This window comes from Candidatus Zymogenaceae bacterium (assembly GCA_016931225.1).
Lineage (GTDB): Bacteria > Desulfobacterota > Zymogenia > Zymogenales > Zymogenaceae > JAFGFE01.
Genome location: JAFGFE010000035.1, coordinates 176,591 through 193,131 on the forward strand (window position 1 = coordinate 176,591; position 16,541 = coordinate 193,131).

At 54.9% G+C, this 16,541-nt stretch carries 14 protein-coding genes; 4 read left to right on the forward strand and 10 right to left on the reverse strand.

Translation table 11 applies throughout. The features are described 5' to 3' along the window. Positions 1 to 45 precede the first annotated feature (45 nt). Together bamD and JW885_14065 are read left to right on the forward strand one after the other, a co-directional pair. Positions 46 to 624: an outer membrane protein assembly factor BamD gene (bamD, locus tag JW885_14060; GenBank protein MBN1883288.1), complete on the forward strand. Its 579-nt coding sequence runs from the start codon at positions 46 to 48 to the stop codon at positions 622 to 624. Positions 625 to 727: 103 nt separating this feature from the next. After that, complete coding sequence (locus tag JW885_14065; GenBank protein MBN1883289.1) at positions 728 to 1,429, forward strand: tetratricopeptide repeat protein; 702 nt, start codon at positions 728 to 730, stop codon at positions 1,427 to 1,429. Between the two features lie 105 nt (positions 1,430 to 1,534). Here JW885_14065 and dnaJ read toward each other — a convergent pair whose 3' ends face one another. The 4 genes from dnaJ to hrcA form a co-directional block, all read right to left on the reverse strand. Beyond that, positions 1,535 to 2,644, reverse strand: a complete 1,110-nt coding sequence (gene dnaJ / locus JW885_14070; GenBank protein ID MBN1883290.1) for a molecular chaperone DnaJ — start codon at positions 2,642 to 2,644, stop codon at positions 1,535 to 1,537. Positions 2,645 to 2,656: 12 nt separating this feature from the next. Further along, complete coding sequence (dnaK, locus tag JW885_14075) at positions 2,657 to 4,591, reverse strand: molecular chaperone DnaK (protein ID MBN1883291.1); 1,935 nt, start codon at positions 4,589 to 4,591, stop codon at positions 2,657 to 2,659. A 211-nt stretch (positions 4,592 to 4,802) separates the two neighbouring features. Beyond that, entirely contained in the window at positions 4,803 to 5,462 is a 660-nt protein-coding gene (grpE, locus tag JW885_14080; protein MBN1883292.1) for a nucleotide exchange factor GrpE, read from the reverse strand. A 15-nt stretch (positions 5,463 to 5,477) separates the two neighbouring features. Beyond that, entirely contained in the window at positions 5,478 to 6,509 is a 1,032-nt protein-coding gene (gene hrcA / locus JW885_14085) for a heat-inducible transcription repressor HrcA (protein ID MBN1883293.1), read from the reverse strand. A gap of 424 nt (positions 6,510 to 6,933) precedes the next feature. Here hrcA and JW885_14090 point away from each other — a divergent pair, with 424 nt between their 5' ends. Next, complete coding sequence (locus JW885_14090) at positions 6,934 to 7,743, forward strand: enoyl-CoA hydratase/isomerase family protein (protein MBN1883294.1); 810 nt, start codon at positions 6,934 to 6,936, stop codon at positions 7,741 to 7,743. Between the two features lie 156 nt (positions 7,744 to 7,899). On the opposite strand, the gene JW885_14095 is transcribed toward JW885_14090, so the two are convergent. Then, positions 7,900 to 8,784, reverse strand: a complete 885-nt coding sequence (locus JW885_14095; protein MBN1883295.1) for a hypothetical protein — start codon at positions 8,782 to 8,784, stop codon at positions 7,900 to 7,902. 130 nt (positions 8,785 to 8,914) lie between these two features. On the opposite strand from JW885_14095, the gene JW885_14100 reads away from it, so the two are divergent. Next, positions 8,915 to 10,033 (forward strand): pyridoxal-phosphate dependent enzyme, encoded by a 1,119-nt coding sequence (locus tag JW885_14100; protein MBN1883296.1) that lies wholly within the window; start codon positions 8,915 to 8,917, stop codon positions 10,031 to 10,033. A gap of 79 nt (positions 10,034 to 10,112) precedes the next feature. On the opposite strand, the gene JW885_14105 is transcribed toward JW885_14100, so the two are convergent. The 5 genes from JW885_14105 to JW885_14125 form a co-directional block, all read right to left on the reverse strand. Next, entirely contained in the window at positions 10,113 to 10,817 is a 705-nt protein-coding gene (locus JW885_14105; GenBank protein MBN1883297.1) for an MBL fold metallo-hydrolase, read from the reverse strand. A gap of 274 nt (positions 10,818 to 11,091) precedes the next feature. Further along, positions 11,092 to 12,315 (reverse strand): AI-2E family transporter, encoded by a 1,224-nt coding sequence (locus JW885_14110; protein MBN1883298.1) that lies wholly within the window; start codon positions 12,313 to 12,315, stop codon positions 11,092 to 11,094. A 96-nt stretch (positions 12,316 to 12,411) separates the two neighbouring features. Continuing rightward, the gene (locus tag JW885_14115) at positions 12,412 to 12,870 is read right to left on the reverse strand and encodes a GNAT family N-acetyltransferase (GenBank protein ID MBN1883299.1); all 459 of its coding nucleotides are present in this window, start codon (positions 12,868 to 12,870) and stop codon (positions 12,412 to 12,414) included. A gap of 217 nt (positions 12,871 to 13,087) precedes the next feature. Continuing rightward, positions 13,088 to 13,690 carry a hypothetical protein gene (locus tag JW885_14120; GenBank protein MBN1883300.1) on the reverse strand — a complete coding sequence of 201 codons (603 nt, stop codon included), beginning with the start codon at positions 13,688 to 13,690 and terminating at the stop codon, positions 13,088 to 13,090. A 219-nt stretch (positions 13,691 to 13,909) separates the two neighbouring features. After that, on the reverse strand, positions 13,910 to 16,513 hold the full coding sequence (locus tag JW885_14125) for a hypothetical protein (GenBank protein ID MBN1883301.1): 2,604 nt from the start codon (positions 16,511 to 16,513) through the stop codon (positions 13,910 to 13,912). Positions 16,514 to 16,541 lie beyond the last annotated feature (28 nt).

The following is a 16,541-nucleotide window of genomic DNA, read 5'->3' on the forward strand; positions in this document are numbered from 1 at the left end:
ATGATAGGGTGAATCAGTTTGTAAAATAATAGGAGCATGAAACATATGATGTTATCGAAGTCGACCCGAATAGTTTTTTTCTGTATGGCCGTTCTGGGATGTGCGGCTCTTTTCGGCTGCGGTGGACCGGAAAACGTCATCAGCGATTACAGTGAACCGACACCGACAATGGATTATGATCTGAACACGGCCGAAGAGTTGTTCGCAGAAGAAGAATATGAAAGCGCCGCCCTGGCCTATGAGGTATTCATCCAGAATCACCCCCTGAACGACAATGTACCCTACGCACTTTTTCGTCAGGGTCTCTCATATTTCAAGGTTTCGGAAAACACCAACAGAGATCAAGCCCCCACCGAACGAGCCGCGGTAATCTTTTCTCAGCTCATTTTGATGTACCCGAACAGCAAGTACGTCTCCAACGCCATGAGCTACTTGAGGCTTTGTCATGAGCGGTTGGCCGAGTATAACTTCAACATCGGGATTTATTACTTCGACAAAAAGGAATATAACGCCGCCATCATGAGGTTCCAAGAGGTTATTACAAAGTATCCGGGCTTCGGGTACGATGAGCAGGCGAAACGCTATATCGAAGAGAGCAAAAAGAATCTCTCCGAATTAAAATAATGCGGTATACACCCTACAGATGATATCTTCAAAACGACATCACCTCTTTCATTCATGCGTCTTATGGGGATACCATACTGAATAAAATTTCCCGAGAGAAAAGATGAAATATGTAAGCAAAGACTACTGGCTCGGTAAAGAAGCGTACAAAAACGGGAAGTATAAAAAAGCGAAAGAGCACTTCATCAAGCTCCTTGAAGAAGGCGTGAACTTCGCGGACGTCTATTACATGCTCGGAATCATCTATCATCGCGATGGGAAATACGAATCGGCGGTACACTGTTTCGAGGAAGCGCTCAGCATCAACCCCGACTACACCGAGGCGTCCTTGAACCTGGCGGTCATCTACAACGATATGGGCAAGATAGATCGCGCCGGAGAAGTCTACGTAAATGCAAAGGACCGTGCGAAAACCGAAGCCAAGCCGAAATACCTGGACAAATACCTGTCAGGGAAAATTTCAAACCTTCACGCGGATCTCGCCGACATTTATCACAGTATCGGCGTGTATGACACCGCTATAGTCGAGTATGAAATGGCCCTGAAGCTGAACCCCGATTTTCATGACATCAGGACGAAGCTGGCTACGGCCATGATGAATGCAGGAAACGTTTCAAACGCCGTGGTCGAGCTGAAAAGAGTCATCAAGGAGCGGGCGGATTATATCCCCGCGTCCATGAACCTTGGACTCTGTTACTTCAAGATGAATAAATTCGACGAGGCGAGAAAAATCTGGGAGAAGGTCGCAGAGCAGGATCCGGACAACAAATTCATCCCCCTGTATCTGAAAATGCTGGAATCCTGACAATTCACCCGTCGATTTTGAACATGTAAAAAGCCCGTTGTAAGGACAACGGGCTTTTTTACGCGTACGGTGCCGGACATTTTTATCGGCCGTTATTGCTATATATCAATCGAAAAGCCCTCGAACCTTTTCAAAGAATCCTCTATGCCCCGGGTGCGTATCGTCACCGCTTTCCTGCATGAACTCCTCGAGAAGCTCTTTTTGCCGTCGGCTCAATTTCATGGGCGTCTCAACTTGGATGATGATATGCTGATTGCCCCTGCCGTGTCCGTTCAGGCGCGGTACACCAAGGTTTTTCATGACCAGCGTGTTCCCCGACTGTGTCCCCGCGGATATTTTCATCTTTTTTAATCCCTCAAGGGTTGGGACTTTTACCTCCGTGCCCAGGGCGGCCTCGGGAAAGGTAATGGGGACCTGACAGATGATGTCATACCCCTGGCGGTGGAAAATCGGGTGCTCGGCCACATCGATCACCACATAAAGATCGCCGGGAGGGCCGCCTCCGGCCCCCAGCTCGCCCTCCCCCGAAAGCTTCAAGCGTGTACCGGTCTCCACTCCGGGAGGCACCTTTACGGTAAGGGTTCGTGTTTCCTTCACCTTCCCGGTTCCGTCACAGTCTGGGCAGGGATCGGTGATGATTGATCCCGCACCGTGACATTGGGGACAGGTGCGGGAAAAGGTGAGGATGCCGTGCTGGGTGCGAACCTGGCCGGTGCCCCGACAGCTCGGGCAGGTCTGGGGTGAGGTCCCGGGGCGTGAGCCGTCCCCGCCGCAAGTATCGCATCGGACCATCCGGGGGACCTGTATCTTCGCTTCGACGCCGAACACCGCGTCGTTGAAATCGAGGGTCAAATGATACCGGAGGTCGGCGCCCCGGCTGCCCCGGCCCCTTCGACGCCCCATACCGAAGATATCTCCAAAGACATCATTGAAAATATCGTCAAAGCCTCGAAAACCGAAATCGCCGAAACCGTTCCCGAACCCGCCGCCACCCACGCCGGCGTGACCGTATCTGTCGTACATGTCCCTTTTTTCGATGTCGGACAGCACCTCATAGGCCTCGGTGGCCTCTCTGAATAGGTCCTCGGCCCGGTCGTCGTCGGGATTTTTATCCGGATGATATTTCAGGGCGAGTTTTCTATACGCTTTTTTTATCTCATCCGCGCCGGCATTTTTGGAGACACCGAGCACATCATAATAGTCACGCTTTTCCAATGACCCTTTTCCTTATTTATCTCCGTCCACTTCCTCAAAATCCGCATCCACCACGTCATCCTGATCGCTCGCGGCGGAATCTGCCTGAGCGCCGCCTCCGCCCCCCATACCCGGGTCCGCATGCGGTCCCTCTCCCGCCTGGGACGCCTGGGCGTACATAACTTCGGCCAGCTTGTGCGACGCCTCCGTCAGTCGCTGCGTGTTCGACCTGATCTGTTCCACGTCATCCGTCTCGATGGCCTTTTTCGCGTCGGCCAGCGCCGCCTCCAAATTCGATTTACTTTGGGGATCGAGCTTGTCGCCGTGTTCGGCCAGGGTCTTTTCGGTGGTATATATTAAACCGTCCGCTTCGTTTCGCGCCTCGGCGAGATCGCGCTTCTTCTTATCGTCATCCGCATGGGACTCCGCCTCCTTCACAAGGCGATCGATCTCATCATCGGACAGACCGCTGGATGCGGTAATGCGAATGGATTGCTCCTTGCCGGTTCCCAGGTCTTTCGCGGATACATGCATGATGCCGTTCGCGTCGATATCAAAGGTTACCTCGATCTGGGGAATGCCCCGGGGAGCCGGAGGTATTCCCACCAAATCAAACCTTCCGATGGTCTTATTATATTCGGCCATTTCGCGCTCACCCTGCATCACGTGTATGGAGACCGCCGTCTGATTGTCCGCGGCCGTGGAAAATATCTGGCTCTTCTTTGTCGGGATGGTGGTATTCTTTTCGATGAGCTTGGTAAACACGCCGCCCAAAGTCTCGATCCCAAGGGAGAGCGGCGTCACGTCCAAGAGCAGCACATCCTTGACGTCTCCCTTCAGAACGCCGCCCTGGATCGCCGCACCCATCGCCACCACCTCGTCGGGATTGACGCCCTTGTGAGGATCTTTGCCGAATATCTGCTTGACCTTTTCCTGGACCTTGGGCATACGGGTCATGCCGCCCACGAGAATCACCTCGTCTATATCGGAGGCGTTCAATCCCGCGTCCTTCAGCGCCGTGCGGCAGGGTTTTTCGAGCTTCTCTATGAGCTCATCAACCAGGGCTTCCAGCTTGGCCCGGGAGAGCTTGATGTTCAGATGTCGCGGTCCCGAAGCGTCCGCGGTGATAAAGGGGAGGTTAATGTCGGTCTCCATGGAGGTGGAAAGCTCCATCTTGGCCTTTTCCGCCGCCTCCTTGAGGCGCTGGAGCGCCATTTTGTCGCCGCGCAGGTCAATGCCCTGATCCTTCTTGAACTCGTCGGCCAGGTATTCTATCACCACCTGATCGAAATCCTCACCGCCCAAATGAGTATCGCCGTTGGTGGACTTCACTTCGAAAACGCCGTCTCCGATTTCCAGTATCGAAATGTCAAAGGTTCCGCCGCCCAGGTCGAACACGGCGATCTTCTCCTCGGTCTTTCTATCCAGTCCGTATGCCAGAGAAGCGGCAGTTGGTTCGTTGATGATGCGAAGGACATTCAGGCCGGCTATTTTCCCGGCGTCCTTCGTGGACTGGCGCTGGCTGTCGTTGAAATAGGCGGGCACGGTAATAACCGCATCCGTCACCGGCTCCCCCAGATAGTCTTCGGCCGTCTGCTTCATTTTCGTCAGCACTATTGCGGAAATCTCCGCGGGGCTGTAGTTTTTCCCGTCGACGGTTACCTGTGCGTCTCCATTGGTCGCCTTGGTTATCCCGAAGGGACATACCTTCACGTCACGCTGTACTTCGGCGTCCTCGAACTTGCGCCCGATCAATCGCTTGACGGCGAATATGGTCCGCTCCGGGTTGGTAATCGCCTGGCGCTTCGCAACCTGGCCCACAAGTCGATCTCCGCTATCAGTAAACGCCACCATTGACGGCGTGGTCCTGGTTCCCTCCGCATTGGTAATTACCTTGGGATCTCCCGCCTCCATCACCGCAACACATGAATTTGTTGTCCCCAAATCTATCCCGATAACCTTTGACATCTCAATCCTCCTTCTGAAGCCTCCGGCTGTTCCGATCAAATGATATATAATTGCTCAATAGAATGCGTGACGCCGTCCGGTTCATTCCTCCTGTAGACAGGCGAATGAAGGCGCCCGTATCACCCGTTTTGTCTCTTTGTCCCCTCATTCCATCCATCCCTCCCCTTTCTCCCCTCACTCATTCCCGATCCTCTTCTCCGCCCCCCCGACCCTATGTCGATTCCGCCGCCGCCTTGGAGACACCCACAATCGCCGGCCTGATCAAGCGGTCATGCAATAAATACCCCTTGGCCATCTCCATCACCACGGTGTTGGGCGGATGTTCGTCGGTCTCCACCTGCATCATCGCTTCGTGGTAGTTGGGGTCAAAGGGTTTCTCCATCGCCTCGACCCGGGTGACCCCGAATTTTTCCAGTGCATCGATGAACTGCTTGTGAACCATGCCCACACCCTCTATCATGGCCTCATCGGCCCCAACCTCCTCGGCATGAGCCAGCGCCCGCTCCAGGTTGTCCACCACCGGCAGGAGCTGTTTGATTAAATCCTCGTTCGCGTAGCGAATGGAATCGGATCGCTCCCGTTCCATGCGTTTCTTGAAGTTCTCAAACTCGGCTGCAGACCTGAGATACAGATCGTGGTTTTCCTTGGCCTCGGCCTTCAGTTTCTCTATCTCCTCGGGAGCAGGCAAGGGAGGTGAATCGGTTTCGTCGTCCTGTAATGGTTCTGCGGCATCGGAATCATCAACCGCCGCCTTTTCGTTCTCCGCCATCTCCGCTTCGTTGATGGCCTTGTCTATCTCTTCAGAGGCCACCTCATCTCCGTGGTCCTCTCCATTTCCTTTTTTGAGAATATCCTTGTCTTGCTTCGTCATTCCGTGCACGTCCTCCTACATCTCATCCAATATCGATCCAATGAGCTGCGCGGTAAAGTCCACAACAGGTATGACCCTGGCATAATCCATACGGGTGGGCCCGATGACGCCGACGCTTCCCACAATCCTCCCCTCCCGCTTGTACGGGGAGGCGATGAGCGTACAGTCGATCATATCCTGAATATTGCTTTCCGATCCGATAAAAACCTTGATACCCTCAGCCCGTGAGACCTTGTCTAGAAGTTTCAACAACAGGCCCTTGTTCTCAAAGGCCTGAAAGATCTTCTTCATCTTCTCCACATCGGTGAACTCCGGATAATCGAGGATGTAAGAACTTCCTCCGATAATCAGATCCTCCTCCACCTCATCCTCGATCAAAGCCCGGGACATGCTGAGCGCCTTGAATAGAAGCTCATTATATCGGGTGCGCTCATCCTCCATTTCCTTGATGATCTTCCTGCGCACCTCCATGAGTGTCAGGTTGCTCAACAGGTCGTTGAGGTAGTTGGACATCCAGTTGAGCTTATCCGTATTCAGCTCCTCATCACCGATGATAAGCTTGTTATGAACCATTCCGGACCTGGACACGAGGATGGCGAGTATCCGGTTTTCCGAAAGTTTGACAAAATTGATATATTTAAAAACCGTCTCCGCAAAACGGGGAGATCTGACAAGAGATGTGCAGTGGGATATCTTCGACAGGATACGGGAAACCTCCCGAACGATGTCCTTTATCTCCATACCAGCGGGATTAATATTCGCCTCGAAATTTTGGGGGTCCTTTATCGCGTCTCTCACCTGGACCAGGTGATCGACGTAGAAACGAAACGCATTTTCCGTGGGGATTCTGCCCGCCGATGTGTGCGGCTGCACCAAAAGCCCCACGTCCTCCAGGTCCGACATGATATTCCTAATCGTGGCGGGGCTGACATCAATACCGCGTTTCTTCGATATGGTTCGGGAACCGACCGGGTCACCCATCTGAATATAATCTTCGATAATGGCCATAAGCACCCGGCGTGCCCTGTTGTCCAGATTAATCGCCATTATCAAAACTCCTCAAATCACACCGCTTCCGCCATCGTATTATCGGTATCGAGCGGGAAGCCGCCCGTCCATCCCGTACCGGTACTGCCGACAGGTACGTACGACGCATATTCGAGTAAAAATAGCACTCCAAGCGCTCGAGTGCTAACGTATTAAAAATAACAACGAATCGGCCTTTTGTCAAGGGCAAAACCGACGATTTGTTCTCTTCTCAAGTCACAACAAATCCCGCCCCACCCGACACTTCTCCTTGACAACGTCGGAAAAACACCGTACAATTTGTAGTTGAAAAGAACGCCCCGTAACGGGGAATACACAGTGATGCATACGCATTCACCACGTCAGATGACGTTCTCCCGAACGGATTTCGATCTCGGAAGGACAGAGAGACCATAATTCTTAGAACCAACAACAGGAGTAAACCATGTCTCTACTCGCACAAAACATTGATCCCGACAAAGTGAAGACCTCGAAAGAGGGGAAGAACTTCATCATCACTCTGAATCGTCCGGAAAAGAGAAACGCCCTCAACTTCGACGTTCTGTACGGCATCAAGAACGCATTTGAGAGCGTATATACGGATCCGGAGGTGAGAACCATCATCGTCAACTCCGAAGGTCCGGGATTTTCCGCAGGGGTGGATTTCTTCGCCCTGGCATCCACCGGTTTTCTCAGCAGCACTCCTCCCGCCGTCAGAGATCTCATCCGGGAGATACAGGAAATCTTCAACTTCATTGAGGACATTGAAAAGCCGGTCATTTTCGCGCTGCACGGCTACTGCTACGGCATGGCCACTGAGATGATCCTGGCCGGAGATTTTCGGATCGCACAAAAGGGAACGGAGATAGGCATCCATGAGGTCGCATTGGGCCTGATACCGGACTGCGGTGGTATCGCCCGGATGACCAAGCTCCTGGGACCCATCAAGGCGAAGGAACTCATTATGACCGCCAAGATGGTTGAAGCCGAAGAGGCCAAGCAGATTCAGCTCTTTACCGACGTGGTGGACGACGCCATGGAGGGGGCGCTGGCCCTTGCAGAAAGCCTCAATAAAAACGCCCCGCTGGCCCTGGGAATGGCGAAACGTATCATCAATCGCGGCCAGCATCTGGACACCCGAAGCCTCCTGGAGCTGGAAGCCATTGGACAGTCCGCGCTTGTGGACTCCGCGGACGCAAAAGAGGGGCTGACCTCGAAGATGGAAAAGCGGGAGGCCAATTTCCAGGGGAAATAGGAATCTCCCTTCCTTACCCGTATAAAAGCCCCCTCACAAACCGTGAGAGGGGCTTTTTTATATTAAAATACGGTTACCCGGCACTGTGCGCCGCGCGAACGACTTTCCCGGAAAAACCGGTTGCGCCGCCCTTTCACATCGTTTTTGACCGCTCCCCTAATTCCTGCCCCTGTTCAGCGGCTGATACGCCTCGAGAAACTCGAATACGGTATCGATATAATAATAAAGCGGCACGCCGCCGATGCTTCCCGCAATGTATTCCGCCATCCCGTAGGCATGGTCGAACGGACCGGTGACGCCCCCGGTCAGATACTCCCCGTCAAAGCCCTGAATGAAATACCACATGTGATCCCAACGATATCCGGCCACGGTATGGGCGTACAGCCGCTCGCCCTCCTCGTTATAGATGTCCACCGTGAAGAGCCTCGCAAAAATTCCACCGCTCTCCAGGGCCTCGACGATCAACAGGGCGAAGTCCTCACAGTCTCCGCCGCTCACCAGCAGCGTCTCACTGGCGGATTGGAGGTAGTTCTTGCCGTCGGCCCGCTCCTGAATATAACGGAGGGCGTGTGTGGTAAAATAAACGGCCAGCTCCGGCGCGGCGATACGGGGTCTCACCTCGTCCCAGTCGTCCCACTGATCGCCCGTGCAGTCCCCCCAGGCCGCACGCAAAAGGGCGTCCAGGGAGTAATCGGCCAGAACGTTCCGGGCCGCGTCCCGATCCGCATGGTAGAGCCAGAGCAGCGCCTCAAGCCCGGGAGGGTAATCCGCAAACTCCCCGTTTCCGATCGCCATGATCTCCTCGAAGGCCCGTCCGTACCTGCCGCTCCTGTAGTCGCCAAGAAGGCTTTCCAGGGCCGGCTGATAGGGGGAAAAGGCGGTGTTCACTCCGGGTATGTTCGCCAGCTCCCGGGCCAATATTTCATCCCGGTAGTGTATCTCGTTGAGGGCGGCGTTCTCGTATACCGGCACGTGGGCGTTCAGGGAGACGCATCCCGCAATTAACAGCACAATCGGCGTATACAGTATCCATCGTTTCATAGGCGTCTATATTCTCCAAGACGAATTGTTTTGTCAACACAAAAACCTTGATTTTTCCAGGGGCCCCGGCTAAAATTTTATAAGTAGCACATCATCCTTATTTGAAACGTATCCCCGCATGGAATCTCTCATGACACCTGTTTCTCTCAATCCGCTCTTTCAGGCATTCCCCACCCTCGAGGCCAGACTCCCTCACGTTACCCTGGGAGACTTCCCGACCCCGGTCCACCGCATGAAGGGCCTGGAAGACCGCCTGGGTGTCCGGGATTTATACATCAAGCGGGAGGATAAAAGCTCCTCACTGTACGGGGGAAACAAGATCAGAAAGCTTGAGTTCCTCCTGGGCAAGGCCGTTCAGGACCGGGCGACACATACGATCACCTTCGGGTACGCCGGCTCCAACCACACTCTGGCCACCGCCGTGTTCGCCCGAAAGCTGGGGATCTCCCCCATCTCCATTCACCTCCCCCAGCACAACGCCCGTTACGTCAGAAACAACCTCCTGTACCAGGAGCGACTGCGGACAGCGATGTATCAATTCAACGGCATGAACACCACCAGAATGGGTTTCATGAAGATCGTTTTCACGCGCCTCCTTTCCACAGGAAGACTCCCTTCGATCATACCACCCGGCGGCTCCAGCGTCCTCGGTGTCGTGGGGGTGGTGGGTTCAATCTTCGAGCTGAAGCGGCAGATCGAGGGGGGTGAGCTTCCCGAACCGGACCTGATCTATCTGCCGGTGGGATCATGCGGCACCGCGGCGGGAGTGCTTCTGGGCGTCAAGGCGGCGGGGCTGAAAAGCCGCGTCGTCGGGATCGCCGTTGCGGCGGCGGAGTTCTCAAACAAGGAAAGGATTATACAGCTCTTTGACGATACGGCGCGACTGCTTAAGAAACTGGAGCCGAACTTCCCGGAGGTGTCGCTCTCCGAAAACGACTTCGATCTCTCTCATGACTTCATCGGGGACGGATATGCCCGCTTCACGGAAAGCGGGATGAGCAGTGTCCAAACCTTTTCGGAGGCGGAAGATATCAGACTCGAGGGCACGTACACCGGCAAGGCCGGTGCGGGATTGATCGCCCATGCCGAGAGCGGTCTGCTCGAAGACAAGACGACGCTTTTCTGGAATACGCACAATTCGGTGGATTTTTCAGAAAGAATATCCGACGTGGATTATCGAAACCTCCCGAGTCGGTATCACCGATACTTCGAAAAGGAGTATCAGCCTTTTGAACGGACCGATGGATAAAATCGACCGGCGGGACGATCGTCCCGTCGTATCCAAGGCACCGTAGGACGTACAGTATGCGCGCCCCGGGTCACGGTCATCACTGTGCCTGTTTCAATCGCCGTGATTCATAGGCCCGTCTCAACTGGTCGTCGCTCACCGCCCCACCGTGGGCCTGATGAAGGCGCCGTATATTCCGGTTTAAAAGCATCTCCCAGGTGTCAAGGAGCGCCCCGGGGTCATCGGCGAACGGTGGATAGATTGGATAGCCGGGGATGTAGGGGAATGTCATGATCGTGTCCCCCACGAAGGCGTTGTGATCCGGCAGAAGAACCGATATCGATCCCACCGTATGCCCCGGCGTGGGGACGACGGCCCCCTCAATACCGAATGGCTGAAGATCCATCACACCCTCCACGATGATATCCGCCTTGACCGGTTTGAATCCGAAGATGCCCCGCTCCACCAGGCGATCGCCCATGTGCAGCACCGCATCGGCAAAGGGATTCGTCCCGGACGGCAGCACCGAGAGCCCCGATTCCAGGATCGACCGCTCCCTTGTGTGCACCGCCACCGGACAGCCGCAGCGATCCCTCACGGCCGAAAGCGCGCCCACATGATCGTAATGTACATGCGTCACGACGATGAGGGAGATGTCTTCGGGCTGGATGCCGTTCTTCTCGAGCGACCGAAACAGCTTCCGCTCCCGTCCCCGGTTGCCGGCATCCACCAGGATATTTCCGCCCTTCCCCCGGATGACATACACGGCGCATGTGCCCATCTGTACACGTATGAAATCAGCCATTCTTCAGATCCTTGCAATCACCAAAGTGTTATACACCGGCATACCTCCCTCACCTCACGAATCCCCTTCTCAATCCGAAAGATAACACACACCCCATCCGCCCCTCCAGGTGACGCCGAACGACTGCGTCCGAAAGCCTCCGGGCGTCACAGGGACCGCGGGCGATAAAAAACCGGCGAGACGCCGGCTTTTGTGTCGTGATCGAATCGCCCCCTTCCCCACCGTACCCGTGTCGGAATGGAAAGAATCCCCACGCGGGGAGCGCCCGGCGCTCCTACACGTCCGATTTGTCGGCGTCGTCCTTTTTTCTGAACGAAAAGATATCCTTATTCAGGCTCTCCCTGAGCCCCCTCAGGGAGATGACCTTGTCCGCATCGTCTTCCGTTTCCGGCGGCACCTCCCGGACGTCGCTCATCAGCCGGGCGACCACCCGGGTCTCCTCCACGTGATCCATGATGATCTTGATGCTGGCGGTGATCGGTATGGAGAGAAACATCCCCACAAAACCCCATACCCATCCCCAGAACGCCAACGCAATGAGCACCAGGATCGGGCTGAGGTTCAGCTCCCGACCCAGCACCTTCGGCTCAATAATGCTTCCCATGATGGTCTGAACCGTGAGCATGAGGGCCAAAAGCACCACCGCCGCGAGGGGGCCGAACTGAATCAGCGCCAGGAGTGTGGGAAAAATCGTGGCGATATACGATCCGATATACGGGATGTAATTGAGGATGAACCCCAGAAAACCCCACAGAATCCAGAAATCCACCCCGGCGACCCCCAGGATCAGGGCATAGAGTCCGCCGGTGCCGAGGCTTACCAGGGTCTTTACCCCCAGGTATTTTCTGACGCTGCTGTTGATCGCCTCGGTCACCTCGAAGGCCTTTTCGGCGCGATCGCCGTACGCGTACTCGATGCGGGCGGGGAAGCGTTCGATCTCCAGCAGGATAAAGATCATGAAAAAGAGCACCACCAGGGTATTGCCGAGAATATCGAAAAAAGAGCCGATGCTGCTTCCCAGATACCCGGTCAGCTTGCTCACGGAGATATACTGAAAGATGTCGAATTCCGTCAGGCTCACCTCGTCTTCCAGCCCGAGGCGCTGCAGGATGCTGTACTTCTGGAGAAATTCGCCGGTCTGGGTAAGCAGCTTGGTGAATTTCACCTCATATTCCGGAATCCGATCGATGAAATCGTTTATGTTGACGGAGATCAGGGCGCCCAGGATATAGATGATGCCGAATATGAAGAAGAAGACGAGGATATAGGCGAGAAATTTGGGGATCTTTCGCTTGGCAAGATACGTGACGCCCGGATAGATCAGATAGCTGATGAACACCGCGATAAAAAAGGGCTTCAGGATGATCGCCAGCGAGCGCATAATGATGGTCAGCAACACCGCAAGCCCCACCAGCAGGCTGACGTTCAGCATGCCCGGTCCCTTGTTCTGAACCAGAAGCTCTATATTTTCGGATTGTGTCGCCTGTTGTTCGTTCATTTTCCCAGCTTTTCACCGAATAATAATGATGTCATTACTTTACGTGACGGGACGGAAAAAAGCAAGTTGTAATATAATGCACCGATGATTTGTGCCCTACATATCCTTGCAATAGACAGTCTCAATGATGCCGCTCTCCCGCTCGAACGTATCCACGTTGCTCCAGCCGTCCCGCTCGTACAGGGCGTTGGCGGTATGCGTGTAGAGATAGAGCCTGGCGATCCCCACCGCTCCGGCGGTATCCTGCACGGCCTGTAACAGTTTATTCCCGATGCCCCTTCCCCGATAGTCGGCAACCACATAGAGTGACGCCAGCCACGGATTCAGGTCGGTCCGATCCATAAGATCGTCCATCTTGATCGAAACCGATCCCACCGGCATGGTGTCCTCCACGGCCACAAGGGTGATTGGAATATCGGTGTAGTTCATACGCGCTTGGTAACGACGGATGATCTCATCGAACGATCTCTTTCCGATGTGCCACTCACGATAGTTCCAATACGCCACAATGGGAAGGTACTGGGGGACGTCCGCAAGGTATACGATGTGTGACATGCAATGCTCCACCGATAATCTCGCCTCTCAATCCGGCGCGTCTCGATCTGAAACCGACGCATCGGGATATCGGCTCTTGATTCGTTTCACCAAATGAAATATCGCCGAATATATCCCGGCGATACACACACTTCACACGTGATGAACGAGAGAGGAACGAAATCGCCCCGGCAAACAAATAAAGGCTGGATTGTCTCAGCACGAAAACAGGGCGGCATCATCCCTTCTTCGGCAGTTTCTCCGAAAGCTCTGTCAGGCGTTTGAGCAGGTCCTCCTTATGGATGATGCGTTTTACCTGAGGATACTGTTTTGCCATTTCCTCGATGACCGGTTTGTCCTTTCTGATGGGGTAGACGAGGATGACCGGCACCTTCGAGGAGTGATCATCCCATTTTACGGCGTTTAGGATGTCCATGAAGGTACCGTCGCCGAGATAGACATCCATGATGACGAGGGTTGTTGCTTCGGCCCGTTCCAGGATAAATTTGTCCGCGCCCTGGGCGCCACCGAACGCCTCGACAACGGCAATACCGGAAAAAATCTTTTCGATATCGGCACGATATGTTTCCTCGCTGTCCACCACAACAATCAAATCGTCCACGGTGCTGTTTTCTCCTCCGGTTTTGGCGGGTTTGGCCACTTCAAAGATTTCCACCTCGATTTCCTCATCGATCTCCACTTCGAGGGGATTGTTCAGGTCCGGATTTTCGGCCATCATCAGGCAAACCGTACCCTCAATCTTGAGCGGATCCAACAACACGTCCCCCCAGCAGAAGGGGCACGTCCTGATATTATCCGATTCGGAAACCTCCTGGGCCACCTGGGGACTAAAGACCCCTTTTCGAGCACACGATGGACATGAAAAGACAATCCACCCATCATGAACTTCTATGATGACCTCATCGGGCATCGTATCGTGAACGGCTTCGAAATGAAAATAGAGTAGTTATGAAGAGTATCATACCCGGATGATTGATTCAATAGCGTTTCTCATGTAACCTAAAAATTTTATTCTGTTTCACTTCAATCCGACCCGGCCTCACCCGTCGGTCATCGACTGGCGAACAACCGCCCTTACGTCACAGCCGGTTTTGAAGATGTCCGGAGGATCGGACGGACGTTGCCGTAGCGCTTCCGAACGTTTCAATTCACCCCCGACACCGGTGTGCGGCTGTGCCGATGGATCGGCCGACTCCGTGCGATGTCGTGCCTCTTTCACTTCGGAGAGATGTCCCAAAAGCAGCCGCTTTCCGTCCACCATCGCGGATTTCGACGAGCCGACAATATCATATGCCTCCTTCAGGCTCCTTCTCGCCGCCCGGTGATTCATCGAAAACCGATGTGCGTCGAACAGGTCCAGCACCCTGTTGAGAGCACACGCCGCTTCGTGACCGTATTTCGTCCGGGATTCCCCCCCGTTGTTTTCGGCAAGGAGCAGCAGCACCCTTCCGAGCTGTTGATACGCGAGACCACAGGATGCCGGTCGGTTCTGCTCCTCCCCTATCCGTGCGGCTGTGCCGAAGGCCCGAGCGGCCCGTTTGAGGGCAAAGAGATCACAGTTGTATCGAAAGAGCGTCCGATAGGCACAGCCGATGCGGTAGTGGAGCGCGGCGTGACGGGAGGGATCGCTTTTTTCGCCCCATATTTTCAGTGCCTCGCCATATGCCGCCGCGGACCAGGACACCAGGGATGCATCCCTCTTCCGTCGGGCCAGGGACAGATAGCTGTCTCCCATCAGCTCACAGACGACTGCACATCGATCGGGACGATTCAGCTCCCGATACACACCCACGGCGTCCTGATATGCCTTTACCGCCTTCAGGGTATATTCCTCGAATGAATCCTCCCGGGCCAGCACGCACCAGGCGCCCGCCAACTCCACCCTTGTCTCCGCGTACTCCTCGGGAAACCGGTTTCGCTTCCTGATATTCAAAGAGCGGGAAAAGGCCTCGACGGCCCGCCGGGCGTTCGCCTTCCTGTTTGTAAACCGGGAAAGCACCAGGTAACATCGCCCCAGGTCAGAGAGAATCCGGGCGTATCCGAAAGGGTGTGTCCTGGGACTGTAGGTCGTCAGCGCTTCGAGAAACGCCTCAAGCGCCCGGGCCGCGTGAGCCGGATTTCTCTCCACCACCGACTCTACCGTCAGGGCGCGGCCCGCATTCGCCCACGCCTCGGCGATTTTCAGCGGCATCACACTCCCACGATATATCGCGAGGCTCTCATAAAACCCGTCCCTGGCCACGGAGGCATGGTACCCGGTGCCGCCGTGTTCCGCCAGCAGCATATAGAGGGATGCGATGTTCGATAATGTATCCGCATATTCGACACGGGAGAGATGCCCGTGCACTTCGTCCAGCGAACGGGTAAGGCTCGCGATCCCCTGGCGGGCGTATCCGAATCGACCGGTCACTTCAAAAAGACCTCCCAGCACCGCGCCGAGGTTGTTATAGAGCGTCCGGCGAAGCTCCGACGGTCCTTGAGAGCGAACCCGGCCTAAAGCCTCCATGAGGATATCCCGGGCCGCCAGCAGATACCCGACGCGGTCATCGCCCTCCGCCGCCAGGGAGAAAAGCCGCTCCGCGATCACAAGGAGGATCAGCGAATCCCTGGAATATGCGGCGGCGATCTCTTTTATGGAATCAAGAACCGGTGAACCGTTTGAGACGATCTCTTCAAGATACGCCGTCTCAACCGTCACCATGCCCCGTCTCGTTGTTATAAATCCCGCCTCTTCCAGATGTTCGTATCGTTTCGAGAGACCTTCGAGGCCGTAGTACGGCTCCCTTCTCGTCATATGCAGCCCCACAACCTCCTCGGGAAATTCCGAGGTGCCGTAATGAAGGCCGGCCCGAAAAAGCCCCAGAATCGTCACAAGCAGATCCCGCTCCTCTTGTGGGAGGCGATCAAAGCGATCGGCCATTACCTCCAGAGGAAGACATACGTAACCGAGAGCGCCGTTGAATCGTCCGAGACGGGGCGGTCTTTTGCCTCCCGGTGTAAAGAGGGTATCGACTATTTCCGCTGCGTCCTCCCGCTTGACGGGTGTCGCAGCGATCGGGTCACCGAAGAATGGATACAGATCTCCCAAAATGATCCTGCTGAGCGATGATATCCGCCTCCCCGCGGCGACGATGATGCACCCCTCCTCGTCTATCAACTCCACAGCATCCTGCGCGTTTCGTTTTTTAATGAATCGATCGAAATCATCGATAACCACGATTCTCACACGCCTTTTGTTGTTGAATCCGAGGGACAAGGGGAGTCTGAATGTCCGAAGGTCCGGGGAATCGGGGCGAAGGACAGCGATGCGATAATATGACGGCAATCGTGAAAGGCCCTCAAAGAGCGCCCGGGTTTTTCCGGACAGGGGATCGCCTTCAACCAACACATGCCCGCCCTGGAAAATCCGCGCCCTGATCTCATCGTCAAAGACACGGTATCGATAAAACGGACGATACCCGTGAAACGCATCCGCCCGCATCCCCAGAAAGTCTCTTGGCGATATGCGAAGGGGGCGCTTCCACCCCGACTGGAAGTGCCCGGCGACCATGCGCATTCTGATGATGAAATATCCAATGACCGGAACGCACACGGCCGCCGCCAGGGTAATCACAAGTTGGATAATGAACCCTGAACTGTTCACCTGTCACCGTCCACGCTGTAGGGAAGAA